We start from the raw sequence: 25,368 nt of genomic DNA on the forward strand, positions 1-25,368 counted from the left end.
TCTTTTCCCGCGCTTCCTTTCACGTCATATGGAAGCAGCAGAACCGTCCCCATGCTTCCCCCTCAACTCTTCCTTCACCTCTTCAGTTACGAAAGCTGCTTCCACACTGTTCATATAAATTTCTCGATAGTCTTCCTCACTCATGGCAAATTCACCCCACACTAACTCACATTCCTTCGTCATCGTGGTATCAGATACCGTTCTGTTGTCAGTATTGATCGTGATCTTGATTCCGTCCCTGTGAAAATCGTAGAGCGGGTGATCGCGGAACTCTTTAACGGCTTTCGTTTGGACATTACTCGTCGGGCAGATTTCAAGCACGATCCCCTTATCCTTTACAACCTGATACGCTTCCGGACATTCTGTAATATAGACGCCGTGTCCGATTCGTTCTGCCCCGAGCCATTCAACCGCCTCGAGTACATTTCTTCCGACTCCCGTTTCACCTGCGTGGATCGTGACTCTGTATCCATATTCTCTCGCCAATGCGATCGGTTTGATGAATTTCCCGCAGAACCCTTCCTCTTCCGACGCACATAAATCGATAGCGACGACGCCTCTTCCCAGGAAACCCTTCCCCTTTTCCACAACCTCAAAGGCACTTTCCGGAGACATCGTTCTCATACAGCACAGAATGATATTCCCTTTAATATCGTATTGTTCTTCCGCTTCTTTCATTCCCTCAATGACACTTCCAATGATCTCTTCGACCGATAATCCTTTCCGTGTATGAAGCAGCGGGGCGAACCGTACCTCCATATATTTCACGTTTTCCCCCGCTGCATCTTCATAAAGCTCAAAGGTGATTCTCTTTAGATTTTCTTTCGACTGCATCACGTCATTAGGGATCGAGAATTTCTCCAAGTATTCATCCAATGATTCGCAATCCAACGGGGCAATGAGTTCCCCTCTCATCTCTCCTCTATCAAAGGAAGGAATATCGATACCGTCCTTCTTTGCTAAATCAATAATCGTCTCAGGTCTGACACTCCCATCCAGATGGCAGTGCAGTTCAATCTTTGGCATTGTAGAATAATTCATGTTGTACCTCCTCAATTTTCAATAAAAAAAAATCCTGATTACGAAGAAAATACAAGTGAAAGTATCTTCTTCGTAATCAGGATTTTTCGGTTCCTGGTAGAGACCTCCAAACCATATTATTGGAGTTATACGAATGTGAAAAACGTATTCGGTTTTTTATAAAGATAATAAAATTCCGGTTGAATGTCAAGGGAAGCGCGGGGACGGTTCCCACCCCACTTTCCTGATGAACCAAGGGTGGAATAGCCCTACTTAACGGGCAAGGATACGTGGCAAATCAGCCACATTACTTCACGGATCTCTTTGATATCCCTGCTATCAGCCCAATTCCCGTGCTTGGCCCCTCCCCCACCCCAGACGTTCCCACTCCACTGCTCACCATCCATTATGTTAAAATATATTTGGAAACCACATTGAAAGGAGAGGCGTTACGTACCATGATCGATCAAGGCAGACAAACGTATACGAAAGCAATCTGTGATAAAGTATTGAGCCAAAAGCAAGAGCTGATTGTTCAAAAGGATAATCTACGGTCAAGCGAGTACCGCAACTTAGAATCGAAGCTTCATAGCTGGCGTGAGGATATCATCGACATTTATGCGAAATCGTTTGAGAGTGGCCTGGACACGGCCTTCGGACAGTTACAGGAGTGGGGATCGGAAGCTGTCGATACACTCGTTAACTTCAATCTTCCTTTGGAAGTCGCCCTGGATGAAGTGAGGGATTACCGGAATTTAATCGGGCAAATCATTAAAGAGGAAGCTTCAAAATTCGAAATGTCATTTGATCAATTTTATAACCTGATCTCTGAATTTGATGCAGTGGTGGACAGGGCCGTGCATTGGCTGACACTGTCGTATTCTAGAAGATTTTATACACGGATCAATGCGGCAGAAGCGACAGCCTTGGAGTTATCCATCCCGGTGATCAAAATAACGAAGCAAGTGGGAGTTCTCCCTTTAATCGGTGACATTGACACAGAAAGAGCTCAGGAACTGATGGATAAAGCACTTTCAAAAGGGAACGAATTATCTCTTGAGTACATGGTGATTGACCTATCCGGCGTTCCGATCATCGATACGATGGTGGCAGACCGCATCTTCAAGGTAGTGGATGCCTTATCCCTGATCGGAATCGAAACCACCCTATCCGGAATTAGACCAGAGATCGCCCAGACGATGACCAACCTCGGAATCGATTCTTCCAACATCGCCGTAACCTCCAGCCTTCATACGGCATTGGAGAAATTTTTAGAAGCATAGGGCGGTTCTCATGCTCCCATATCGGCAACTTAAACAAGCCACGGGATCTGTCCACATGGCTTGTTTAGCACGTTTTAACGTGTAGGGTTCTGCAACACCATATCGATGTGGGGGATCCCATCATCCAGATAGGTTTCCGTTATCGCCCTGAATCCAAATGACCCATAGAACTCCCGCAAATATTCCTGAGCCTGGATCTTCACCGTTTCTTCCCCCCACTCATCATGGATGAAACTCAATCCTCTTTTAACCAGCTCGCTTGCAAACCCTTTCCCGCGATAGGTTTCCTTCACGAGAACTCTCCCAATGGACGGTTCATTATAAGAAATACCAGCAGGCAAGAGTCTCGCATAAGCGACCACCTCACCGCTTTCTTCTTTATAAAGATGATGGGCGTGCAGATCCTTCCCATCGACTTCGAGATACGGACACTCCTGTTCCACTACAAAGACCTGGGTCCTTACTTGTAAAATTTCGTATAGTTCATGGGTTGATAGTTCATTAAAGCTTTTCACCTTCCAGCTCATGGTATAGGACACCTCTACTATCTATATTGTTAGTATTTAAAAGAGCACAGGGACCTTGGCCAGTTTTCCTAAAACGGGCAAGAAAGTCGCCTGTCTCCGTGGCTTATTGACATAGATGATAAGATTCAATGAGATTATTATAGCAGTTTTGAAGGAAGCACAGGGACGGTTCCCGTGCTTCCTAGTTAGTCAAAAACAAAGCAGCAGAACCGTCCCCATGCTTCCCTATTCATTGGTCAGTTTCAAATTCCCTGTGTTTTGAATTTCTACTTTGATGATAAATGATGCATTCAATTCAGGGTAATACTTTGAACGCCAGTCTTTTAAGTTTTGGCGGGGTATTTCTTTTCGAAACAGTTGACCCAGTCCCCAAATATCGGCTTCGGATTTTTGTAGTTTGGTGACCATCTGTTCAAACCTGTTCGTCACAATTTTTTCGAAATCCTCTTTTATTGCTTTTTCTGAAGGGTTCCCTTTTGTTTCTAATACCATGATAACAAAGTTCATGTTGGTTACTAAAGATGGCCGATCATGAATGAAGGTACTCTTATGAGACATTGAGTCGTCAAGAATTAATACACTTCCTACATTGGTTACTTCTACTTTCCCTTGAGTGCTTTCCCCATTAAATGCATTATATAATAACGTTTCATCGGGACTGATTTCTTCTACCATTCTTCCGTTTTTGATTACCCCCGCCCCTTTGTACTCTACCAGGGTAGTCTCTCCACGTCGAAGAAGAGGTACGGCAACATCTCTTGTATAGGAATGGATACTCCTGTAGATTTGCCACACCCTTGTTAAAGCAATCTCCGGATCCCATCCAGCATTTTTCTCAAAAAAACCGAAGAGACTGGTGCCACTGGGAGGAGTATCCTTTTCCATGCTGGCAAAGAAATCCCCTATATTGTCATCACATATGGCAACGAGTGCTTTGGCAGAGATATCTCTTGATCTCATAATTCCAGAAATCAGATCTTCTACCCCTTCTTCCGCTAATCTTCTCTCCAATACAATAACCTTTACATGTAATAAATCGACATCTTGTTCTATGTTGGTACTTATCTTCTCCACTGCTTCATTGATTGTTTCACCATACCCGATCACCACCCGGGTCATAATCGTGCCATTTTGAGGTTCTGGGATTTGCAAGTAGACTTTATATTTTTCCATCTCTTTCGAAACTCCCAACACAACTGGCATGACCCGATGGTTAATATCCCTGTTATCCCAGCATCCGCTTAATAATACAACGGTTAACAAGAGGGAAATCCCCTTCCTTACGTTCTTCTTGCTCACACATTCTCCCCCTTTCTTTCATTCACACCAAGGAAATAGATTGAGGTTGGGACACCAAGTATGACGATGAATCGTATGATCGTATTCCATTTGAACAGCATCTCCACACCTTCCCAATTATCAATCCATAAGCACACCAAATAGATAAATATAGATAGTCCAATAATAAGCAATGACGACTTGGCACTTGGCCATAGACACATGCGAATGATTCTCTCAAGCATCCATAATACTAATGAAATGTACAGGAGGGTGAAAATGACAACGCTAAGTAAGAAGAACACCGTTAACCTATCAAACATAATCCAGGTCAAATGAATAGCGTCTACCGTCATGACAAACGGAAATATGAAATGGGAAGTCGTTGCTTGTCCGAAAGTAAGAACAGGTACATAAACAGATAACAGGAAGATTGGTATAAGAACAATTCCTGTCCACATAATCTTTCTTCCTTTGAACGGAACCAATGGGTGAATAAAGCCCAGAAACAGAAAAGAGCCACCAATGGCAAAGTAGCTTTTTAAATAAGAAGCTTTGGTTAAGAAGGAGAAATCATGGGGAAATAGGGGATAGATATAGCGCCAATCCACATTTTGAAAAGAGGAAATCATAATAAAACAAAGGATAGGAAACAATAGCAGGAAAATTAAGTAGCCGGTTCTGATTATCCCTTCAATCCCCTTAAGTGCTAAGTAGCATGCAACCGTCATGATAAGAGCCATAATAGCCCATAGAGGTGTTTTTGAAAGGAATACGATGGAAACAATCTCGGAATAGGCTCGCACAGAAATGATGTTTGCCATTAGAAAGTAAATAAAGGTTGGCGCAAGAAAAATAAATGTGAGAACCTTCCCTTTGTCCTTGTAAATGGTAATGATGTCTTTGTCAGGAAAACGACTGATCCCCTTCAACAATAAATAGAGTAAGATGAAATGGATAGTGACTCCAATCATAATCGGAATCCAGTGTCCTTGAGTTGTACTCATTATAATATTGGCCGGATACAAGAAAAGGATGAGTCCCACATGAGTTAATATGTACAATATACTGACATACAGGCTTCTATCCACTATTATTTTCTCCTTTCATCGTAATATAAGGCATCCCTAACGTGTTAAAACCGGCTAGATAGGCAGAAACAAAAAATATGCCTGCAAATAATCCAAATACACCAAATATGGCGGAAAGTATCAATAGGAGATACTTAAAGATTCGAATGAATAGGGAATTGGCGAAACCAATGATGGTCGAATTGGCGATCGTTGTCGCAGCTAAAATGATGATTAGCAGATTACTGACTAATCTTGCCTCTACAACCGCCTGTCCCAAGATGATCCCTCCTACCATGGTAATCGTTGGGCCAACGCTTTTTGGAAGTCTTAAACTCGCCTCCAATATTAACTCCAGAATAAGGAGCATTAACATCGTTTCTATAAACGCAGGATATGGTACCCCTTCTCGAGACTGGGCAACAGATAATGCTAATTCTATTCTGAGCATTTCCGGATTCACTGAAACCAATGCTACATATAATCCAGGAAGAATCACGGCAATAAGAGCTCCCGTTATTCTAAGCAGTCTCATGGCGAACATGATCGGATATGAATAGTTTCGGTCATTCTCCAGAAAAAACAGATCTGAAAATACATTGGGAAGGATTAGAGCGAATGGGAATCTGTCTAAAAGTAATACAATCTTCCCTCTTTCCAGGCTTCTATAAACCTCTAAAGGAATTTCAGTCGTTTTAAAACTCGAGATCACATTTCTTTTTGGAAATCCCAGCATGTTCGAGATATCTTGTAAGTTGTTTAACTCTAAGTGCTTATTTCTTTCCATTCTGGAAATGATTTCATCCTTCAGCTTCGCATTGACTTTATCCGTACGAAATAGGAGCGAAACGTTCTTCTTTTGCTCCTTACCAAATGAATAGGCCGTCACATTCAAATTAACGGAATTAATCTCTTTGCGGATCACGCCGATATTCGTGGTCAGATCCTCAGTGAAAGCAAGTAAAGGACCTTGTAGAATATTGTCATTCGTAGGTGGCTCGATTCCCCGGCTCAATTCCCTGCCGACCGTGTCAACAAAAGGAATCACAGCATTTTGACTCTTTATATAAATAAGCAGTTTGCCTTCTACTATTGTTTGAATAAGATCGCTTTGCTCTTTCTTCTCTTCAATTTGATGTAAAAACTCCCCTTCACCACTCAGATGAAAATGTTTCTCGAGAGCCTGTATCGTTTTGGGCATATCGATGAGGCTATCCAGACCAAGCAATACAAAGTGTTTATGATCAATGATTTGCTCCAGCATGAAAAAGTCATCGTTACTACCAAGCACATCCTTGATTTCCTTTAAAATAGAATCCATATAAGGGAAGCTCCTCTAAATACATCATTAAAAACAACTTATCCATATCGTGGATATTTTATTCAGGAAGCGCGGGGACGGTTCTGTTGCTTCCTTCCACACAAAAACGGTGACCGGGAAATCCGGTCACCGCTTTTCATCGTACTCATATAGAATCAAATCTACTTTTATAATGTACCTCACTCCATAGATATTTTTTTCGTGGCAACATTTTGTTGAAATGCCTGATCATGCTCCACCATAAGCATGGTTGGGTTGAAGCTATGGATAAGCTCTTCAATCTGCATGCGTGAATAAATATCAATAAAGTTTAATGGCTCATCCCAAATGTACAAATGGGCTTTCTCACATAAGCTTTTCGCTATAAGCAATTTTTTCTTTTGTCCACCAGAATAATGAGAAATGTCCTTTTCAAACTGAATCCGGTCAAAGTCCATCTTCCGTAGAATGGATTTAAACAACGTCTCATCAATCAGGTGCTCGTCAATAAAGTCAGATAACATGCCTTTCAAATGAGAAGTGTCTTGATGTACATACGATATAACAAGAGCCGAACTTACCTTCATTGTCCCTCTGTACTGAAGGGGCTCTCCTAAGATCAGTTTCAAAATACTACTTTTCCCACTTCCATTCTTCCCATCAAGGATGACGCGATCTCCTTGTTCCAGGTTAAAGCTGATCGGTTTATTCACGATTTTACCATCGTACATAACGGACACATCCGTCAGACTCACCAATTCTTTCGAATGAAGTTCCAATGGCTCTATTTTTAATGCCTCTGTTTTTTCTACATTTTTCAGCAAATTTGATTTTTCCTCAATGGCTTTTTGCTGTCTTGTTTCGAGGTTTTTAGATCGTTTCATCATCTTCGCTGCTTTATGACCTACAAAACCCTTGTCCAATTTAGAACCAGAATTCGTGGTTCCTCTTTTGGACGCTTCCACGTGATTTGACCAACCCGCTGACCGTTTCGAAGACTGTTGTAGCCGCCCGATGTCTTTCTGCAGGCGTTCGTTTGTGGCTTCTTCATGTTCCTGTTGTCTATCAAAATTCAGCTTCCAGGAAGAATAATTTCCACTTTGAACTTCTATATTTGTTTTATTGATAGACAAAATGTGATCAACGCACCCGTCCACAAAATGCCTATCATGTGAAATTAAGATAAATCCTTTTTTCTTGCTTAAATAGTCTGCAACCATCTTTCGGGCATTCGTATCTAAATGATTGGTTGGCTCATCGATTAACAGAAATTGACCTTCATTTAAGAAAAGTGCAGCAAGCAACACCTTCGTTTGTTCCCCATTGGATAACGTCTCAAATGGACGGTACATTACCTCGGCGTCGACATGTAAATACGAAATCTCCCGAAGGAACTGCCAGTCTTCTGCTTGAGGGCATATGCTTTCTAAAATTTCATGAGTGTATTTGCTTTTATCGGCTACCGGATAAGGAAAATAATTAAATTCAACCGAAGAATTGATTTTCCCGCTATACTCATAATTTCCTAATAACAAATGAAAAAATGTGGTCTTCCCTCTTCCATTTCGTCCGATAAACCCAAGCTTCCAATCTGTATCTATTTGAAAGTTTACATTTTCGAATATAGGATCAAAACTGCTTGGATAAGAAAAAGTCAGGTTTTGCACTTGAATCATTGACATCATAATTCCTCCTTTGTATATTGCATGTTCCTGATATACAAAGTCGACTTATCCATCGATTCTATTTTACTCCGTATAAGTTTGATGGACAGGAACGACTTATACGGAGTGGATCATGCACAACACTTGTGTCGGTACTCATCTCATCTCTCCTTTACCAATTAGAGTGTGGATAGAATGATGAAAAGTATACTTCGCATCAATGAGAGAATAAAAAAATCCCCCCATAGTTATTGGAAGGATTGTCATACACTCATATTGGATACGTCTTTCATGGGATGGAAATGATCTCCATAACCAATAAGACATAAACAAGTTTATAAAAATGAACAGACTAATCCTATACTTACATGTTCGAACTTTTATTCGATTCACACAAAATATAGATTAGTTAATCATTGTTCATTCATCAGCTCTCTCGTATTGATTTAAAGTATCATCATCTATCCACGTCTCAGAGAAAAATGAAACATTCATTTTTCGAACTTAAGTATATCACGAATGTTCCCTGCCTGGGAAGCACGGGGACGGTTCTCGTGCTTCCTTTTCACTTATCCAACGTAACACCCCACTCAGGACCTAAGGGGACAGGCACCTTGGCACCCATTTAAAAGGAAAAAGCATCGAAAACCAGTTTACAATAAAAAAAGAGCTTCACACCCAGAATAATGGGGTGAAGCTCTTTTTTATCCCTGCAGCAAATCCTTCCGAATCGGCGAAAACATATCCAAGATCACGCACTCCTCGAGCACCTTCACCCGATGCTGGATGCTCGAAGGAATATATTGCGTATCCCCTTGCTTCAGGATTCGTTTTTCTCCATCGACTTCGAATTCTACTTGTCCTTTTTCAATAAAGCTCAATTGCTCTTCCGGATGCTGATCGATATCACCGACGAATCCTTCCGAGAGCTCCACCTTCACGAGCATCATGGAACCTTCACTGCTTAACACTTCTCTTTTTACCATTGCGATCGACTCTCCTTTTTCCATCTAGCTGATTCCTCAGAATAGGCTTGGGTTTATTAATTTCGGAAGATAAAATGCCACTTCCGGTAAAAATGCGACGAATAATAACACGACGAGGACAATCAAGATATACGGCATGACAGCAGAGAAGGATTTCTCGATGCTGAGCTTACCGATCTTCGCTGCCAACAGGAGACATAACCCGTAAGGTGGGGTGACGAGTCCGATGGCGAGCGTCATGACCACGATCAGTCCAAGATGCACTGGCTCCATTCCGAATAGATTGGCTGTCGGCAGGATGACCGGTACGAATAAGATCATGGCCGGGATTGCGTCCATGAACGTACCGACGAACAGGAAGAATGCAATGATGATCAAGATGACCGTCCCCATGCTTCCCGATTTATGTACTCATAAACAAGATCCATTGGGATAAACTATTTTAGACCAATGACAGGAGGTATTTAAATGGAATTTAGTAATCACCACCCTAAGATAAGTGCATCAGAACTCGCAAACCTTTGGACACAATATGTGAATGATAGCTTAGCACGCTGTATGTTTCGTTATTTCCTTCATCATGTTCAAGATACAGATATTATTCAGGTTCTTGAATATGCCTTTGAGCTAACGGAAAGACACCTTCAAAAGGTTGAAGAATTTTTAACAATAGAAGGGTATCCAATACCAAAAGGATTTACAGATGAAGATGTTACCGTAGATGCACCCCCATTATTTACAGACAGCTATATCATTGTTTATCTACATATCATGGCGATTCACGGGCTCACTAGATATGCAGGTGCAATTGGCAATGTCACTCGGGAAGATCAGAGGAACTATTTTATTGGAGTTATCAAGGAAACGTTGGAATTGTATGATAGGTCTACTAAAGTCCTTACACATAAAGGTATTATTAGCAAACCACCTAGTTTGAACAATCACCAAAAAGTTGAGTTTATAAAGAAACAAAATTTCTTAACAGGTTGGCTTGGAAAACGCAGACCGATAAATGCAGTAGAAATAAGCGGCACCTATCTGAATTTGCAGAAAACAATGGTGAAGACAGTCCTTGAATTAGGCTTCAGTCAAGTTGCTAAATCTAAAGAAGTCAGGAATTACATGGAACGGGCCAGGCAGCTCTGTAACGATCACTTTAAAGTACTATCTTCTATGTTAATTGAAGATAATTTACACATCCCCAGGACATATGAGACGGAGGTGACTGATTCAACCACTCCTCCTTTTTCAGACAAGCTTATGTTGTTTCATGTAACTACTCTACTCTCTTCTGCCATTGGTTATTACGGTGAAGCAATGTCGATAAGCCAACGAAGGGATTTAGCGGTGAGTTATGCTAAAATGATTGCAGAAATTGGACTGTTAGGTGAAGACGGCATGAATCTACTAATAGAAAATGAGTGGATGGAACAGCCTCCTCTGGCAACAGATCATAAAGCCTTGGCAAAAAATAAATGATGTAGAGTGATGGAAAAAAAAGATAAAATCATTGAGAGTATAGTATGGAGTATCGCCCTGCCTGGATTTTCTCAATTATTAAATGGCCGGCTTATAAAAGGAATTCTCTTTGTGGGTTTGGAGATTATGGTAAACGTCATGGCAAACTTTAATGAAATGATCCGCTTGAGTTTCATTGGAAATATAGAGGATGTCGTCTCACATACAAATTATCAGTGGCTTATGTTTTATCCTTGTTTATACTTCTTCGCGATGTGGGATGCCTTTAAGGACGCAGGTGGCGGGGAAGAACCTTATTCCTATCTTCCATTCGTCAGTTCCGCATTCCTTGTGACAGTAGGAATTATGTATTCAGCACAAGCCAAAATCTTCGGAATAGTATTGGGGTCGGTGTGGTTTCCCATGTTATGTGTCATTCCTGGATTGATAATTGGATTTTCTTTAAAAATAATATTAAACAAAAAGCATAGATAGATTGAGCGGAAGCATAGGGACGGTTCTTGTGCTTCCTATTAGGACAACGAAAAGCAGGTGAACAGAAAAACCTTACTCAATAATTAATCAACTAACAATATCATAACCTTCGCCACTCAACAATTTCCAATCCCCACCAAAAACGCCCCCCAGTATTAATGTATTCATACTTATCCTCCATTCATTTTAATCGCTTCCAATAGTTCCAGTCATACAATAGAACGTTTTTCATTCTTAAAAGGATACGGGTATACGTTTCATCAAATTTTGTACCTTTACAAAAACTCTATTCTCAAAAAGTGAACTTACACCGACGTGACTGGTCTTAATAAAGAAGTAAATTCACTCAAAAGCCCTCTTCTACCATTTTATTACTATGAATTGTGCGGTAGTACAAGCAATCTACCATATTATGCATAAAATGAAATATCAAAACAGAAAGGAGGAAAAAACCTTGGGTATTTATTTAGACGGAAGGACCTCACAAAATGCTAGCTTAGCGAATAGCATCACCACTCCAATCCTTGTCGGGAGTGAAGAATTATTTGGGATTATTGGACTTGATGTAACCAAAGCCACAGTGGGGCAGATCCGAGTACAATTTAATGGGACTGTTGCAGTGCAATTACCTCTTGTACCTCTTGCAACCAGTATTAATATTCGAATTGTTCGTGGAACAGAGCAAACGGGATTCACTACGGTTTATTCAGCAGAAGAAGCATTAGAGTTATCCATTCTTGGCCCTCAACTCATTACCTTTTCTGGGGCAGACTTCAACCCACCAAAGCCTGTTAGTGGACCACTGGTCTACTCTGCATTGATTAGCGCTACGGCCGTTGGAACTGTCAGAAGGGGCCCTGAAAGTTTTAGTGCCATTGCTACAGCTGGTTAATAAGCTACAATGATTTGAGGCTTTGAAATTGCCCCCTACCTTTAAGTAGAGGGCATTTGTTTAGATTATCTTTTTTTTATCATCAAGAAGTTAAATTGCAGAACAGCGGCAAAGATTGCGATTACCTGCGATTACCATGGAGGCAAATACAGGGACCATTCCGAATATAGCAGCCCATGGTGCATTGTCCAGATCAGCTAGAAGAAAAACAAATGGCTCATTTACCACATATAAAGAGTGGCAGAAGGTAACTGTTCACCTGATCCGCCATCAGACCATTATAAGATCCAAGCCAACGCACTCATCACCATATAAGCAAAATTCTACATAGATCACTATTTTGAAAGAAATAATAAAAAGAAGATCCAAATCATTGCTCTTCCTGTCATGGGTAATTCATGTCATCTTCAATTAAGCCACCCCTTCACCCTCGCAATCTTCACGGCATCGAGACGGTTTTTCGCTTCTACTTTCTGGATGATTTCTGAAATGTAATTTCGTATGGTCGGAGGAGAGAGAAATAAGAGTTTACTCATTTCGTTTACGGAGTAGCCTTCTTCAAGATGGGTGAGGATGTTTTGTTCCCTTTTCGTAAGCGGATTCAATTCTTCGAACATAGAATGGGAGAGTTGCGGACTGAATACTTTTTGACCTGTCAGAATGGTTCGTAAATGCACAGCCAATTGGGAAACGGGGGAATCCTTCAGGAGATAGCCATAGACTCCCGCCTGGATGGCGCGCTGCAAGTAGCCGCTTCGTGCGAAGGTTGTCACGATCACAATGCGGCAGGGGTGCGCCTCATCTTTCAATGTCTCCGCTACTTCAAGGCCGCTTACGATGGGCATTTCTATATCCAGGATGGCGATGTCGGGTGAAGTCTGGTGGATGAGAAGCAAGGCTTCTTCACCATTTTCCGCTTCGCCCACCAGTTCAATATCCGGTTCTAAGGACAAGAGCTTCCCAATCGCCCCTCTCACCATCCCTTGATCTTCTGCGATGATGATTCTCATACTCTCACCTCTTTTCACTTATTGGCTTCTCAATTTTTGGTACTGAAATGGTTATGTTCATTCCTCTACCGGCATTAGATGTCCATTCTAACGTCCCTTCAATCATGCGGAGCCGCTCTTTCATCCCCATCAAACCGCTCCCATCATGAGTTCTATTCGCACTCTCCATGCCTACTCCATCATCTTCAATCTCCAGGATGAAAGAACCGCTATTTTCATAAATGGTCATCCAACAATTTTCAGCTTGACTGTGCCTCACGATATTTGTCACACATTCCCGAAGGCACAAACCGAGTATTTTGCCATTCACGAGGGGTATTTTCTCCAAATCCAACGAATTCAGATGTGCATCTATACCTGCTGATTGAAGGAATTGCGATGCCTGAACCACTTCTTCTGATAGTCTGACAGACTGCATGTCACTGACCAATTTCCGCACTTGCATCAAAGTATTCCGGGAAATGTCCTGCAGCTCGCGGACCTCCTGAATCGCCTCATCAGGATTTCGCCGGACGAGCTGTTCCACCAGCTCCCCCTTCAACGTTAAAAGGGACAAAGTATGTCCGAGCGTATCATGTAGGTCTCTCGCAATCCGTTCTCTTTCCTCGATTTTGATAAGGCGGGCTATTTCTTCATTCGCACCGAAAAGCTCTGATTTGATTTGATTTGAAATCTGTTGATTACGGAGGAAATACGGCAACCCAATGAGAAGAATGAGGATCGGTATCCAGGACAAATCCTGTGTTCCTAAGTCCAATTCCACATGATACCATACAGACGCGATATACAAGGCGACCATCGATCCAGTATAGACCGTGATCCTTCTAAACGAAGGAAGGAATCCGGTCACAATAGCAGGGTACAGACCGAACCAGATATTCCATGGATTAAAGAGGACGATCAATCCCATCACACACATATGCTGCATCGCAATGCCTGGTTCACGATATTTCACGTGTGACGTACTTCCCCAAAAGGCAAGGGCAAGCAACAGAAAAAGAACATACCCATACCACTTATCTCCAAAAGGCAGGAGCAGCATATAGAAAGAAGGAATGATGAGCAGCCTCCACCAAGGAAACTTTGCGATTGTCGGCATCTGTCATCCCCCTCCCTCTACAAATCTCAAGATTTTGTTCTTCTGACCGTCCGATCCATCCAGCCCGGAAGCCATGCAATGGAAAGAGTCGCCACAAATCCATGTAACGTATTCGCTACACCTGCGATACCCGGCTCTGCAGGGAACGCCCAATCAAATAGGGAAAGGGCCAATGCCACCCCAATCGTGATGAACGCATACACCCATCGCGGTCTCGTACTATGCTTCTTTAACTTCGCATAAATTAAGGCCCCGATCATATTCACGGCAATCGACACCAAGAAAATCGACACCGGCGTTATCTTCTCAAATGTAACGTCTAACACAAAGCATAGCAAGTAATACACCACGATTGCGGCCACCCCGGAAATCGCCCCCACCATACATCCAACCTTTACACTATTCTTCATACATGCACCTACTCTCATTAACTGAAAATCTGCTTACATCGTAGCATGTGGGAATAGGTGGAAATAGTGATAAATATCATTTGTTTGGAAGCGTGGGGACGGTTCTCCTGCTTCCGTTCCCTTCCTTTCCTCCCCCAAAAAAAGAAAGGAACCAAGAAGCAGTCCCTTTCTAAATAAAATCACTCAACAATAACCAATAGCAAGGATTTAGCGGCAGATTAGGCGGTACTGGAATAACGGTTGTATTGTATCCCACGATAAAACTTGCCGGATTTGTGGCAGATGCCCATCCTGCGGTGAACGATTCATTGACGATGGTATTATCAGTGCTGAAGATGTCTGTCGTTCCTATATAGCTCGTATCAATGCCAGAGAGTCCTTTTCCAGCCGTATTTTGAACCGTATTACCATAAAAAGCGATAAATTTAAAAATATTAAAATTGGCAACATTAAATAAAACAGGGACATTCCCTTCGCTAATCGTCGTATTATCGATGATATACAAACCAAAATTGGCACCTGTGAATTCTTCCATGAGAAGAAGATGGCGCAGCGTAAAAGGAGAGGTTAATTGTGTATTATTTCTTACGACTAAATCTCCCTTCAGCGTACCAGAACTGGCTGCTACATTCGTGATGATGATGAAGCTGCACCTGACTGGCCCTGAATCCGAGACAAACGTATTGGTGTCAATGATACTCTGCCCTGAAGTAGACGAAATACTAATATACCGATAGTTATTGTTTGCCGCTGCCCCAGTGGCATAATTAAAGTCGCAATTGGTAATTTGGAATTCAGTGGCGATCAGTGATACACCGAATTCGCATACAGTGATCTCACAATTATCCACATAAATGCCAGTGGCTGATAAATTCCCCACTCGAATGACCGATTCAGTAGATGCGATGGATGGGAAATTTTGAACGAGGGTCATGTTCTGGAAAACAACATTTGATACCGTGACATTGAACAAGAACGTGACAGCATTATTCGACGTAATGACCGTCGTTGCCCCCTTCCCTTGCCCTTCTATTGTGACCGACTTGTTTACAATCAAGCTGGCGTTAATGATAAAGGTTTCGGCATCGAGTAATAACCTGTCCCCGTTTCCTGCCGCAGTCAAAGCAGCCTGAATCGTCGTAAAGGTCCGAGTGGAGCCTACAAGCAGGGTATTTCCTGTTGGAGAAGGGACCGTCCTTGTGGTCGGGGGAACAGGTTGTTGTTCCTTGTAATAAAGATTCCCCGTGGAGAGATCAATGTAAAGATCTCCATCATTGCCGATGTCACAGGTTGGCGATCCCACCCCTGTCAAAACGGGAGTGCCGGCTGGTCCCTGTGGTCCCTCAGGTCCTTGAGGTCCAGCCGGTCCCTGTGGCCCAGCCGGTCCCGGTGGTCCTGCTGGTCCTTGGGGTCCCGGTGGTCCTGGTGGTCCCGGTGGTCCCGGTGGCCCTGGCGGAGGTGGGTAAAAGTCACACCCCTTAGGCGGTAGTATATTTTTAAGATCACACTGAATTCGCTTGTTATTAAACATTTTTTCACCCCTATAAACAATCTTTAATGTAATTGTATGTTGAATTTTCACCAATGCTTGGACTAAAAGACCAGTAATCTACCAGAGGGGCACTTGCAGTGAACGAATGACAGCTTCCATTCGACTACATCCACAAAAAAAAAAGAGCAGAAATAATTCCACTCTTCTCTCCTATATGATAATCTGTAATATTTAATCGTATAAGGACATGATCAGTGCTCATACTATGACTCCAACAAAATCTCCTTTCATGACTGGTTTGAAATCGGCAAGGTAAAAAATCGAGCCATATAGCATTCTGCGGTATGATTATGAAGCTCAAGATAGTGGGATTATTCTATTGCCTGAGCGTGTGGTGTTTACGAAGGATCATATTGATGAGTATGATTTTTAATACAGGTACGTATCTTAATTGGATTAAGAAAAGGTTTGATAGTTTTTGCCTACTGGCACTCTATCAAACCTTTTTATAATCATTGTATCTTTACCTTTCAACTTTAAACAACACAAAATGATTAAATTGTCATGCCCCTAAAACGGCCCCCAGTCCATCATAACCCCAATGGTTAGAAAAATAGAACCAAGCACAATCCATATCAACAACAAAGGCATCATAAAGCGAATCCACTTAGTCCAGGAGATTCCGGCTATCGCCAGATTTGCCATAAGGATTCCAGAGGTTGGTGTAATCGTATTCGTGAATCCGTCACCCATTTTGTAAGCTTGAACGGCTACTTGGCGGGGGATTTCCATTAAGTCTGCAAGAGGTGTCATAATCGGCATGACGATCACAGCTTGGCCACTCCCTGAGGAAACGAGAATATTAAAGATTAAATTGGCTACGAACATGACCAATGCTCCCATTACGCTTGTGAAAGGGGTCATCATGGTGGCCATCCCTTCAACGACGGTATCAAGAATCCTTCCGTCTTCCAGGATGACAACGATGGAGCGGGCCATCCCGATAATCAATGCCCCGTATACTAATCCTTTCGCACCCTCAAAGAATTCAGATACGAGTTTATTTGGAGTCATTTTCGTAAGAATGGCTGTACCGGCTGCAATAATCAGGAAGATGGCTGCCATTTCATTTAATGACCATTTATACTGAAACACACCGAAAACATAAATGCCAATTCCTACAACCAACCATGCCAGGACAAGTTTATGAAGTACCGTTATTTCCTGCTTCTCCGAAACTTCTTCCTGTTCATCAATTTTCGGAAATGGCTTCTTCCCTAACACACTTTTGGAAGGATCATTTTTAATTCTCTTAGCGTACCAAGCCACATACGTTACTGTTGAAATCAAGATAGCAAGGTAAATGACAATTCGATAGCCGATACCAGAAAACAATGGAAGCTGGGCAATTTGTTGAGCTGTTCCTGTAGTCAGAGGATCTAAGAAAGCAGTGTTGAAACCTGCATATGCTCCTAAATAGATAATGGCCACCCCGACAATGGCATCAAGCTTCATGGAACGGGCAAGGATGATTCCAATGGGTATGAACGCAATAACTGCATTAACGATGATACCGAGCGCTCCAAAGACAGAGAATAATATACTGACACCCGCAATCAATAGTAATTCTTTATTCCTCGTCTTCTCAATGGTTTTAAAAATAAGGGCATCAATCGCTCCAGTTGATTCGATGACAGCGAAGGCTCCTCCAATGATCAGTACCAAGAAAATCAGCGGCGCAGAGCTGATCATCCCTTCTTGAATGGCCAAGAATACATCCATCAAGGTAGCAGGAGATGAATCCACTTTCTGATAACTATCCGGAACTACCATCGTAATGCCGTCCACTTCTTCTCTCGCGAACTCTCCAGCAGGGATTATGTAAGTCATGATTGCAATCAATACGAGGATCCCGAACAAGATAACATAAGCATCCGGGATTCCCCACTTCCGTTTCTTCTCTTTTGACGTGACTGTTTGAACTTCCATCGTTTTCTGCCTCCTTCTTTTTAATCTTCTGAATATTCTGTTGACTATCACCATAATAAATCATACAATTTAATTTAACAACAATAAATTAAATACTTTATTTTAATGGAGATATGATGATGGCTTATTTAGAAAACACTCAGAAAAACTATCACCACTTAACGAAAGGTCTTAAAAAGGTGGCAGAATCTTTACGTACAAATCCTGTTCTGTTCGCCACCCATCCTGCGAAAAAAACAGCGGAAATCATTGATGTTAGTGAAACAATGGTCATCCGCTTTTGCAAAGCAATTGGATACGCAGGATATGGGGAATTGCAAAAGGATGTCCAACAAAGTCTTTTATCATTAAAACCGCCCAAAAGGGAAAACGGACACGATCAAGTAAATTCATTTGAACGGATCATGCAATCGGATGAAGAAAACATCCATAACGCCTCTCTCAACATAGATTGGGAAGTTGCCAGACAAATTGTCGATTGTCTCGTTCAATCCAAGTCCACCAGCATAGTCGGCTATTACCACTCTTTTTCCTATGCGCACTGGTTCTATTTCCTTCTGCATCATTTAATAGATAACACATCACTTTACCGACCGGAAACGGATATTGGCTTCACGAATAAAGGAAGCGAACATACGGTGATCATCTTTTCTTACTACCGGTATGCCTTAGAAGGGATTCGACTTGCAAAGGAGGCAAAAGAAAAAGGGAATACGATCGTCATCATCACCGATTCCAAGCTCTCCCCCATAGTTGAATATGGTGATTATGTCCTCACTATTCATTCGGCAAAGAAATCAATACTTGAGAAAGGCCCCATCACGTTTTCAGTGTTAAACGCATTGCTTCTGCACATTGCTCAGAAGACAGGAAAAATGGACTTTGTCAATCCAGCCAACACCTATTATATAAAGTGAGAGGAGAAAGCATAATGAAAGCACCATTTAAAGAGAAGATCCAGAATACCTTTGATTACCTGCATACACATCCTGAAATAAGCTGGGAGGAAACGAATACCACCATCTATATCCAAAACACCCTTAAAAAAGCCGGTTGCCGCGTACAAACATTCGAAGACTGTACCGGGGTAATCGGGGATTATGGAAACTTTAGTGGAAACGTTCCGATCATTGGCATCAGGGCAGATATCGATGCCCTATGGCAGAAGGTCGACGGCGAGCTGCAGGCCAATCACTCCTGCGGACATGACGCCCATATGACCATGGTACTTGGGGTCCTGTGGAACATTCAGGGGGATAAAGATTTAAAAGACAAGATTGGCATCCGCTTTATCTTTCAACCTGCTGAAGAAGTAGGGGCTGGCGCACTGAAAATGGTCGAAAAGGGAGCTGCAGATGACATCGACTACCTATACGGGATTCATCTGCGTCCGATTCAGGAGACGGTGAATGGCTTCGCTACTCCCTCGATCCTCCACGGTGCAACAGGTTCATTGGCTTTTGAAATACGAGGGGATGATGCCCATGGAGCCCGTCCTCACCTGACTCACAATGCCATTGAGATCGGGAATCACATCCTGAATGCTTTAAATACGATTCATTTAAACCCAAGCATTGCCCACTCAATCAAAGTGACGAAATTTCATGCGGGAGGAAAGAACCTGAACATCATTCCAGGCAGTGCTTCCATCGGTCTTGACCTGCGTTCCCAGACCAATGAACTCATGGAGGAACTGCATGAGAGGGTAACCGAGATCCTTCATACCACCAGTGAATTATATGGAGTGCCCATTGAAGTAACGAAGGATTACGGTATAGCTGCGGCTGAGGTAAGTGAAGACGCACAGGCTTATGCACATCAGGCCATCGTGAATGTCCTGGGTGAAGAGAAAGCAAACCCTCCACTCGTGACGCCCGGCGGGGACGACTTCCATTTTTATACCATTAAGAAACCACATCTTAAAGCCACTATGGTAGGGCTTGGCTGTGATTTACAACCCGGTCTCCATCATCCCGATATGGAGTTTGAGAAGGATTCATTGTTTAATGGCATTGAGATTTTGACTGAAATTGTGAATCTTCATTCAAGGAAGGATGGATAAGAATGAAACCTGTTTTTATTAAAGAAGTCATTCTTCATACAATCAATGTCTCTCTAAAATCACCTTTTACAACAAGCTTCGGAACCCTTCAGACAAAGGAGGTATGCCTGGTAGAAGTAATAGATGATTCCGGTATATCCGGATGGGGAGAAACCGTCACAAGCGATGAACCATATTACAATGAAGAAACCACCGAAACGGCAAGGTATATCCTGAAAGACTTCCTTATTCCTAAATTGATCAAGAAAGAAATCAGCCACCCGAAGGAAGTTCACCCTATGCTTTCCTTCGTACGCAGGAATCACATCGCCAAATCAGCAATCGAAACAGCGATTTGGGATGCCTTCAGTAAAAAGAACCATAAACCGCTATATGAACTATTGGGGGGAGAAAAGAAGCCCATTGCTGTAGGAAAAAGTATTGGCATTCAGAAGTCCCCTGAAGAATTGGTTTCAAAAGTCGCTCAATATGTAAACGAGGGCTTTCAAAAAATTAAAATTAAAATTGCCCCAGGTGCAGACTTCGACTATATCAGGAAAGTCAGAGAAGAATTCCCCGATATCAACCTAATGGCAGATGCCAACTCTGCCTATACACTAAAAGACACGAAGCATTTGAAACAACTGGATCAATTTCATTTACTCATGATTGAACAGCCACTTGCTCACGATGACATCATTGACCACAGTATTCTTCAGAAAGAATTATCAACGCCGATCTGTCTTGATGAAAGTATTCACACATATGATGACGCCAGAAAAGCAATTGAACTGGGCAGCTGTAAAATCATCAATATCAAAATCGGCCGTGTCGGTGGACTTCATGAATCCATCAGAATTCATGACTTGTGCAAAGAACACAAGATACCTGTCTGGTGTGGAGGAATGCTTGAAACCGGTGTCGGGAGGTCTCATAACCTTCACATGACTACCCTTTCAAATTTTACGATTCCCGGCGACACTGCCCCCTCCTCCCACTATTGGGAAGAAGACATTATTACGGAAGATATCGCAATGGACGAAGGGTACATAAGTATTCCTAAAGGGGATGGTATTGGTTCAGTAGTCTGCAGAACCTCCCTGAAAGAGAAACTCATTCACAGGGAATCCTTTCAAAGTGCCTACTCTGCACATCCGATTCCAGTTTAAAAGTTAGACTGTGTCCAAACCATCAAGAGCCACGAAACCCGTCCTTTTGACCGTAGTACCAATTAACAAAAAAACGAGCTCATCCAACACCAGGACGAGCTCGCTTCATTATTTAAAGAGCTTCAGTAAAAAACAAGAGACTGATACCTCCACTATTTTCCCAAAACGAAGAAAGCCGCGGTACCTTCTCCCTCTCCATCCCAGTTCACACACAATAACACCGTAGTATCATCAATTCATTTCCACTATAATAGTAGGCAGGAGGTGAGAAATATGGACAAACAAATCGTGAACATGTTATCCGATATTCAACAGAACGTTAAGGATTTAGATAGTAACATGAAAGAGTTCGATCATAAACTGAAAAAATTCGGAAATGATTTGAAAGAGGTAAAGGAAACGGTCAATAGAATTGATACATCGCAGAGAGAAGATGTCATTGCTATGTTTAAAGTAGGCAAGCAACGTTCTGTAACAGACTTTCATTATCTGAACACAAGAATCACTGATATTGATAAACGGGTTTTCACCCTTGAGAATCGAGCTGAAGGGTAATCGTCATTTCTCAATATAACTTTATGGCGATTTTCTTACACCTACTCTCCGTTCCCTCTCACCATGATCCACATTTCATTTCTTCGATTTTTCTTTTGTTAGACCATTCCATCTTCAAACAGAAAAGTGTCTGACCTACTGGGGTCTGTCATCTTCTTTTCACGACTCATTCAACCATTGTTCATTCTAGTAAACTCGTATTGTTACATGACGGTGAATAGCAATGAAATTCCAATCTACCAATATAAAAAAACCCCCACTCACTATGTAAGAAGGGATTATTCATGACCTAAAATAAATGCGAATGCCAGGGGAAAATCCCCATGGTCCAATCCCCTCACACCTTTATCTTCCGCCCTTTCCATTTCACAGAATGAAAAACATTCACCCGAACAAAAGAATAAAGGAAAATCACGGCGAAGAATAAAAAGAACAAAGGGTAAAAAGGGAAATACCACCATCTGAAATCCCCGACCCTGCGGGCAAACCATGCCGTTTGAACCGCATAGAGGATATACAATGCCCCGCTGACGATCATAGCGGCGGTTCTTTCCTCGATAATCGAAGAGATCAATGCAGACGCGGTGGTTAAACTGCCGGTAATCCAGAGGATGACCATCAACATGACCACTGGATGAGTGGACTTCGAACCAACGGCGAAACTTTTGCACCAGCCTTCGATAAGGCTACCGAAGCCTTCCGGATACATACGGAACGAAATGATCCCCTTGCCGCCAAGGCAGCGAACGGGAAGGTTCTGGTCAAGAAAGGCCTCTCCCAGTGCCAGATCATCCATGATGGCCCCTTCGATTTTTTCATGCCCTCCGGATAAGAAGTAATCGTCTCGATTGCATAGAATGCATGGACCGAACGAGCCCGCCGCTTTGAACCGTGATCCCCAGACAGTGAATAGATTCATACCCACCACGACGATGATGTTAAAGATAATGGAGAGATGCTCATACACACGCACTACTGTGTGATAGGGCTGCAAGGCAAGGATCCCCCTGGCTCCTTTTCCCTGGTAGTAATGGAGAAGATTACGTAATCCATCCACGCTGGTGAATTTGGTATCGGCATCCAGGAATAGTAACCAGGCTCCTTTTGCCTCCTTGGCACCGCGCCAACAGGCAGACGATTTTCCTGCCCCGTTATTCTCAAGGACCGTTGCACCGTAGCTTTCAGCAACAGCCACGGTTTGATCCGTTGAGTCGTCATCCACCAGCAGAATTTCAAACGATTTGAATCGCTGCTCCTGCAAGGACTTCAATAACGGAGTGATCCTGCCTTCTTCATTCCTGGCAGGGATAATGATGGACAGAAACGGCAACCCCGCTGTATTTTTGGAGGTGAATCCTGGGACCGGCAATGACCAAAACACGATGATGCCAATCGTAACCCCCAGGGCACCCAGGATGAGATTGATCACTTCTGAAGCTGCCATGTAACCTGCCTCCTTCCTCTACGGGTGACTTCACTAATGTGACAATCCCCGTTCAGGCTTTATATTAGCTGAATAATCGTACAGATTGCCTGTATCATCCTGGATCAGTTCCTGTGCGGTGATCCTCGCTGATAACAGCACGATCGGGACACCGGCGCCGGGATGTGTGCTGCTTCCGGTAAAATACAAATTCTCACAGTGGCTCGCCTTGCTCTGTGGACGTTTGTGGTTGCTTTGATCCAGCGTTGGCTGCAAGCCGAATGTGGCCCCGCGATAGGCATTGAATTTCGACTCGAAATCCAGTGGTGTCGTATACGTTTCGGTGACAATCTCATCTTCGACATTTTCAAAGCCGCGGATCTTCTTTAATTCATTTAAAATGTAGCTTCGATAATAAGAAATGGTTTCCTCGTCCCATGTATAATCGGCTGCCGCTACATTGGAAACCGGCATCAGAATGTACAGGCCGTCCTTCCCCTCAGGTGCAAGGGATGGATCCTTCTTGGAAGCGATGTACACATAAAAGGAGGCATTCGTCAATTTCTTCCCATCAAAAATATCCTCCAGGTTCTGATTCAGCTTTTCGTTAAAAATAAATGTATGTACATGATCGACCTCTTCATACTTCCTGTCCATCCCGAGATACATCAGGAAACACGAACAGGAGTAGTGCATGCTCTCGATCTTTTTATCCGTAAATTTGCCCTTAGCAGTCTTTTCCTTTACCAAGTGTTTCATGGCATAAGGGAAGTCTGCATTACAGACCACGTAATCCGCAGGAACTTTCTGGCCGTCCACGATAATCCCTTCCGCCTTACGATTTCGAATGGAAATTTCCTCTACAGCCTTATTGTAATGAATCGTTCCTCCCAGTTCCTTGAAGAGCCTCTCCATGGCCAAGGCCATCGTATACATACCGCCTTTGATGAACCACACGCCATATAAAAATTGAATCATCGGGATCATCGTATAGAAAGATGGACTTTTAAGAGGGGAAATGCCTATGTACAACGTTTGAAAGCTGATTAACTGCTTCAGCCTTTCATTCTTAATGAATTTCCCCATAAAAGAGTCGGCCGTGTCGTATGGTTTCAGTTTCAACACTTCCTTCAATAGGGGGAAATTATAAAAATCAGACCTCTTGCGGAATGGTCTTTGAAGAATATGCTGCTTCGCGATGACAAAACGTTTGTAAATTTCATGCAGATAGAGGAAGAACCCTTCCGTATCCTCTTCGCTGATCGATTCAATCGTCTTTGTCATTTGGATAAGATCTGTCGAGATATCAAAAGGCTTGTCGGGAATATCACTGAAATAAGCCCGGTAAATCGGATCCAACTTTTCCATCGGAATATAATCATCCGGATCACGGCCGCATAATTCGAACAATTCCCGGTACAGCTCCGGCATCATGACGATGCTTGGCCCCAGATCAAATGTGTAGCCGTCCAGTTCAATTCGATTCATTTTGCCCCCGGGGGTGGGTCCTTTTTCAAATAACTCCACCTGGTACCCTGCGTGCTGAAGCCGTATGGCACTGGCAAGCCCCGCAACACCTGCCCCCACGACAATCACCTTCTTACTCATGTGCATTCCCTCGTTTCCTTACAATAGTCTGCTTGATTTCCTGCCAAGTCCTGACATCATCGCCGATATTCGCCCGCGATTGTACCGTTGAACCACGATAATCGGAAGGTTGAAGACAAGGGCATACAGGATCATCACCCATCCTGCCCATGCTGGATTCCATATGAAGAACAGAGGGGCAGGGAGAATGGAGAGCAAGTGAGTGAGTTCCGCGCGTTTCGTTTCCGCCGCAAAGACCAGCAACTCCCTCGACTTCGTCCCATGCAACCCCTTTTTACTGTATCCCTTTTTGAAAAAAATCGTGCCATCCAGGATCAATCCCTTCCACGTCTTCACCCGGAATAACCGCTGCCACAACTTTCCCGATTGTTCAAAAGGGAACGTCTGAAACCAGAAGTGGTCTTTCATAAACCAGCTCAAAGGCAGTCTCAAACAGAAGGCCGAAATGGCGAGATGAAAGAACATCCAGGCAAGCACATCTATGATAATGATCCAATGGACAGGCAGTGATACGATCATGACATAACTCCTTATTTTAAAAGGTACAATGGTTTAAAATAGCCACTTCCTTAAATGCTTTCGAAGACGGCGGGAACTTC

The 25,368-nt window shown here is 42.8% G+C and carries 25 protein-coding genes, 1 pseudogene and 1 riboswitch; of the genes and pseudogenes, 9 read left to right on the forward strand and 17 right to left on the reverse strand.

From position 1 onward, the window contains the following. Positions 1 to 24: 24 nt before the first annotated feature. The gene (add, locus tag NQ095_RS06780) at positions 25 to 1,041 is read right to left on the reverse strand and encodes an adenosine deaminase (protein ID WP_258262717.1); all 1,017 of its coding nucleotides are present in this window, start codon (positions 1,039 to 1,041) and stop codon (positions 25 to 27) included. A gap of 53 nt (positions 1,042 to 1,094) precedes the next feature. Then, positions 1,095 to 1,194: riboswitch (purine riboswitch) on the reverse strand. A 95-nt stretch (positions 1,195 to 1,289) separates the two neighbouring features. Further along, positions 1,290 to 1,427 (reverse strand): hypothetical protein, encoded by a 138-nt coding sequence (locus NQ095_RS06785; protein WP_258262718.1) that lies wholly within the window; start codon positions 1,425 to 1,427, stop codon positions 1,290 to 1,292. 15 nt (positions 1,428 to 1,442) lie between these two features. On the opposite strand from NQ095_RS06785, the gene NQ095_RS06790 reads away from it, so the two are divergent. Continuing rightward, positions 1,443 to 2,303: an STAS domain-containing protein gene (locus NQ095_RS06790; RefSeq protein WP_258262719.1), complete on the forward strand. Its 861-nt coding sequence runs from the start codon at positions 1,443 to 1,445 to the stop codon at positions 2,301 to 2,303. Between the two features lie 74 nt (positions 2,304 to 2,377). Here the strand turns inward: NQ095_RS06790 and NQ095_RS06795 are convergent, their stop codons facing one another. The 7 genes from NQ095_RS06795 to NQ095_RS06825 all read right to left on the reverse strand — a co-directional run bounded on the left by NQ095_RS06795 (position 2,378) and on the right by NQ095_RS06825 (position 9,506). Beyond that, positions 2,378 to 2,830, reverse strand: a complete 453-nt coding sequence (locus NQ095_RS06795) for a GNAT family N-acetyltransferase (protein ID WP_258262720.1) — start codon at positions 2,828 to 2,830, stop codon at positions 2,378 to 2,380. 225 nt (positions 2,831 to 3,055) lie between these two features. Beyond that, positions 3,056 to 4,129, reverse strand: a complete 1,074-nt coding sequence (locus NQ095_RS06800) for a Ger(x)C family spore germination protein (RefSeq protein ID WP_258262721.1) — start codon at positions 4,127 to 4,129, stop codon at positions 3,056 to 3,058. Next, positions 4,126 to 5,199: a spore germination protein gene (locus NQ095_RS06805; RefSeq protein WP_258262722.1), complete on the reverse strand. Its 1,074-nt coding sequence runs from the start codon at positions 5,197 to 5,199 to the stop codon at positions 4,126 to 4,128. Before NQ095_RS06805 ends, NQ095_RS06800 begins: the two co-directional genes overlap by 4 nt. Further along, the gene (locus NQ095_RS06810; RefSeq protein WP_258262723.1) at positions 5,192 to 6,499 is read right to left on the reverse strand and encodes a spore germination protein; all 1,308 of its coding nucleotides are present in this window, start codon (positions 6,497 to 6,499) and stop codon (positions 5,192 to 5,194) included. Before NQ095_RS06810 ends, NQ095_RS06805 begins: the two co-directional genes overlap by 8 nt. A 179-nt stretch (positions 6,500 to 6,678) precedes the next feature. Further along, complete coding sequence (locus tag NQ095_RS06815) at positions 6,679 to 8,160, reverse strand: Lsa family ABC-F type ribosomal protection protein (protein WP_258262843.1); 1,482 nt, start codon at positions 8,158 to 8,160, stop codon at positions 6,679 to 6,681. Positions 8,161 to 8,846: 686 nt separating this feature from the next. After that, positions 8,847 to 9,152, reverse strand: a complete 306-nt coding sequence (locus NQ095_RS06820; RefSeq protein ID WP_258262724.1) for a cupin domain-containing protein — start codon at positions 9,150 to 9,152, stop codon at positions 8,847 to 8,849. Between the two features lie 12 nt (positions 9,153 to 9,164). Continuing rightward, complete coding sequence (locus tag NQ095_RS06825) at positions 9,165 to 9,506, reverse strand: TRAP transporter large permease subunit (protein WP_309137619.1); 342 nt, start codon at positions 9,504 to 9,506, stop codon at positions 9,165 to 9,167. Between the two features lie 90 nt (positions 9,507 to 9,596). Between NQ095_RS06825 and NQ095_RS06830 the strand changes: the two genes are divergently transcribed. From NQ095_RS06830 to NQ095_RS06840, 3 genes are all read left to right on the forward strand, one after another. Further along, positions 9,597 to 10,607, forward strand: coding sequence for a DUF3231 family protein (locus NQ095_RS06830; RefSeq protein WP_258262725.1), 1,011 nt, complete (start codon positions 9,597 to 9,599; stop codon positions 10,605 to 10,607). 9 nt (positions 10,608 to 10,616) lie between these two features. Next, positions 10,617 to 11,081 (forward strand): hypothetical protein, encoded by a 465-nt coding sequence (locus NQ095_RS06835; RefSeq protein WP_258262726.1) that lies wholly within the window; start codon positions 10,617 to 10,619, stop codon positions 11,079 to 11,081. A 376-nt stretch (positions 11,082 to 11,457) separates the two neighbouring features. Then, entirely contained in the window at positions 11,458 to 11,973 is a 516-nt protein-coding gene (locus NQ095_RS06840) for a hypothetical protein (protein ID WP_309137620.1), read from the forward strand. A gap of 407 nt (positions 11,974 to 12,380) precedes the next feature. Here the strand turns inward: NQ095_RS06840 and NQ095_RS06850 are convergent, their stop codons facing one another. From NQ095_RS06850 to NQ095_RS06865, 4 genes are all read right to left on the reverse strand, one after another. Further along, entirely contained in the window at positions 12,381 to 12,983 is a 603-nt protein-coding gene (locus NQ095_RS06850) for a response regulator transcription factor (protein WP_258262727.1), read from the reverse strand. A gap of 4 nt (positions 12,984 to 12,987) precedes the next feature. After that, positions 12,988 to 14,082 (reverse strand): sensor histidine kinase, encoded by a 1,095-nt coding sequence (locus tag NQ095_RS06855; protein WP_258262728.1) that lies wholly within the window; start codon positions 14,080 to 14,082, stop codon positions 12,988 to 12,990. A gap of 26 nt (positions 14,083 to 14,108) precedes the next feature. Further along, positions 14,109 to 14,492, reverse strand: coding sequence for a hypothetical protein (locus tag NQ095_RS06860; RefSeq protein ID WP_258262729.1), 384 nt, complete (start codon positions 14,490 to 14,492; stop codon positions 14,109 to 14,111). 169 nt (positions 14,493 to 14,661) lie between these two features. Continuing rightward, positions 14,662 to 16,023 (reverse strand): right-handed parallel beta-helix repeat-containing protein, encoded by a 1,362-nt coding sequence (locus NQ095_RS06865; RefSeq protein ID WP_258262730.1) that lies wholly within the window; start codon positions 16,021 to 16,023, stop codon positions 14,662 to 14,664. Positions 16,024 to 16,300: 277 nt separating this feature from the next. Here NQ095_RS06865 and NQ095_RS06870 point away from each other — a divergent pair. Further along, a pseudogene (locus NQ095_RS06870) lies at positions 16,301 to 16,417 on the forward strand (autoinducer 2 ABC transporter substrate-binding protein LsrB); the annotation flags it as partial. A gap of 137 nt (positions 16,418 to 16,554) precedes the next feature. Here the strand turns inward: NQ095_RS06870 and NQ095_RS06875 are convergent. Next, entirely contained in the window at positions 16,555 to 17,973 is a 1,419-nt protein-coding gene (locus NQ095_RS06875; protein ID WP_258262731.1) for a YfcC family protein, read from the reverse strand. A 113-nt stretch (positions 17,974 to 18,086) separates the two neighbouring features. Between NQ095_RS06875 and NQ095_RS06880 the strand changes: the two genes are divergently transcribed. The 4 genes from NQ095_RS06880 (at position 18,087) to NQ095_RS06895 (ending at position 21,738) form a co-directional block, all read left to right on the forward strand. Beyond that, a complete protein-coding gene (locus NQ095_RS06880; RefSeq protein WP_258262732.1) occupies positions 18,087 to 18,890 on the forward strand; it encodes a MurR/RpiR family transcriptional regulator in 804 nt (267 codons plus the stop codon). A gap of 14 nt (positions 18,891 to 18,904) precedes the next feature. Continuing rightward, the gene (locus NQ095_RS06885) at positions 18,905 to 20,035 is read left to right on the forward strand and encodes a M20 peptidase aminoacylase family protein (RefSeq protein ID WP_258262733.1); all 1,131 of its coding nucleotides are present in this window, start codon (positions 18,905 to 18,907) and stop codon (positions 20,033 to 20,035) included. Positions 20,036 to 20,037: 2 nt separating this feature from the next. Next, on the forward strand, positions 20,038 to 21,183 hold the full coding sequence (menC, locus tag NQ095_RS06890; protein ID WP_258262734.1) for an o-succinylbenzoate synthase: 1,146 nt from the start codon (positions 20,038 to 20,040) through the stop codon (positions 21,181 to 21,183). Between the two features lie 273 nt (positions 21,184 to 21,456). Further along, the gene (locus NQ095_RS06895; RefSeq protein ID WP_258262735.1) at positions 21,457 to 21,738 is read left to right on the forward strand and encodes a hypothetical protein; all 282 of its coding nucleotides are present in this window, start codon (positions 21,457 to 21,459) and stop codon (positions 21,736 to 21,738) included. A gap of 337 nt (positions 21,739 to 22,075) precedes the next feature. Here the strand turns inward: NQ095_RS06895 and NQ095_RS06900 are convergent, their stop codons facing one another. The 3 genes from NQ095_RS06900 to NQ095_RS06910 are packed head-to-tail and all read right to left on the reverse strand — an operon-like array spanning position 22,076 to position 25,288. Beyond that, positions 22,076 to 23,182: a glycosyltransferase gene (locus tag NQ095_RS06900; protein ID WP_258262736.1), complete on the reverse strand. Its 1,107-nt coding sequence runs from the start codon at positions 23,180 to 23,182 to the stop codon at positions 22,076 to 22,078. A gap of 33 nt (positions 23,183 to 23,215) precedes the next feature. Continuing rightward, positions 23,216 to 24,769, reverse strand: coding sequence for a phytoene desaturase family protein (locus NQ095_RS06905; RefSeq protein ID WP_258262737.1), 1,554 nt, complete (start codon positions 24,767 to 24,769; stop codon positions 23,216 to 23,218). An 18-nt stretch (positions 24,770 to 24,787) separates the two neighbouring features. After that, the gene (locus NQ095_RS06910; RefSeq protein ID WP_258262738.1) at positions 24,788 to 25,288 is read right to left on the reverse strand and encodes a glycosyl-4,4'-diaponeurosporenoate acyltransferase CrtO family protein; all 501 of its coding nucleotides are present in this window, start codon (positions 25,286 to 25,288) and stop codon (positions 24,788 to 24,790) included. Positions 25,289 to 25,368 lie beyond the last annotated feature (80 nt).

Source organism: Rossellomorea sp. SC111 (genome assembly GCF_024733565.1).
Lineage (GTDB): Bacteria > Bacillota > Bacilli > Bacillales > Bacillaceae_B > Rossellomorea.

Coding starts and splice junctions, on each gene's coding strand:
- NQ095_RS06855 (WP_258262728.1), bottom strand. CDS start 14,082: ATGCCGACAATCGCAAAGTTTCCTTGGTGGAGGCTGCTCATCATTCCT.
- NQ095_RS06885 (WP_258262733.1), top strand. CDS start 18,905: ATGAAAGCACCATTTAAAGAGAAGATCCAGAATACCTTTGATTACCTG.
- NQ095_RS06875 (WP_258262731.1), bottom strand. CDS start 17,973: ATGGAAGTTCAAACAGTCACGTCAAAAGAGAAGAAACGGAAGTGGGGA.
- NQ095_RS06810 (WP_258262723.1), bottom strand. CDS start 6,499: ATGGATTCTATTTTAAAGGAAATCAAGGATGTGCTTGGTAGTAACGAT.
- menC (WP_258262734.1), top strand. CDS start 20,038: ATGAAACCTGTTTTTATTAAAGAAGTCATTCTTCATACAATCAATGTC.
- NQ095_RS06785 (WP_258262718.1), bottom strand. CDS start 1,427: ATGGATGGTGAGCAGTGGAGTGGGAACGTCTGGGGTGGGGGAGGGGCC.
- NQ095_RS06840 (WP_309137620.1), top strand. CDS start 11,458: ATGAATTGTGCGGTAGTACAAGCAATCTACCATATTATGCATAAAATG.
- add (WP_258262717.1), bottom strand. CDS start 1,041: ATGAATTATTCTACAATGCCAAAGATTGAACTGCACTGCCATCTGGAT.
- NQ095_RS06850 (WP_258262727.1), bottom strand. CDS start 12,983: ATGAGAATCATCATCGCAGAAGATCAAGGGATGGTGAGAGGGGCGATT.
- NQ095_RS06820 (WP_258262724.1), bottom strand. CDS start 9,152: ATGGAAAAAGGAGAGTCGATCGCAATGGTAAAAAGAGAAGTGTTAAGC.
- NQ095_RS06905 (WP_258262737.1), bottom strand. CDS start 24,769: ATGAGTAAGAAGGTGATTGTCGTGGGGGCAGGTGTTGCGGGGCTTGCC.
- NQ095_RS06900 (WP_258262736.1), bottom strand. CDS start 23,182: ATGGCAGCTTCAGAAGTGATCAATCTCATCCTGGGTGCCCTGGGGGTT.
- NQ095_RS06880 (WP_258262732.1), top strand. CDS start 18,087: ATGATGATGGCTTATTTAGAAAACACTCAGAAAAACTATCACCACTTA.
- NQ095_RS06815 (WP_258262843.1), bottom strand. CDS start 8,160: ATGTCAATGATTCAAGTGCAAAACCTGACTTTTTCTTATCCAAGCAGT.
- NQ095_RS06910 (WP_258262738.1), bottom strand. CDS start 25,288: ATGATCGTATCACTGCCTGTCCATTGGATCATTATCATAGATGTGCTT.
- NQ095_RS06860 (WP_258262729.1), bottom strand. CDS start 14,492: ATGAAGAATAGTGTAAAGGTTGGATGTATGGTGGGGGCGATTTCCGGG.
- NQ095_RS06830 (WP_258262725.1), top strand. CDS start 9,597: ATGGAATTTAGTAATCACCACCCTAAGATAAGTGCATCAGAACTCGCA.
- NQ095_RS06835 (WP_258262726.1), top strand. CDS start 10,617: ATGGAAAAAAAAGATAAAATCATTGAGAGTATAGTATGGAGTATCGCC.
- NQ095_RS06795 (WP_258262720.1), bottom strand. CDS start 2,830: ATGAGCTGGAAGGTGAAAAGCTTTAATGAACTATCAACCCATGAACTA.
- NQ095_RS06865 (WP_258262730.1), bottom strand. CDS start 16,023: ATGTTTAATAACAAGCGAATTCAGTGTGATCTTAAAAATATACTACCG.
- NQ095_RS06895 (WP_258262735.1), top strand. CDS start 21,457: ATGGACAAACAAATCGTGAACATGTTATCCGATATTCAACAGAACGTT.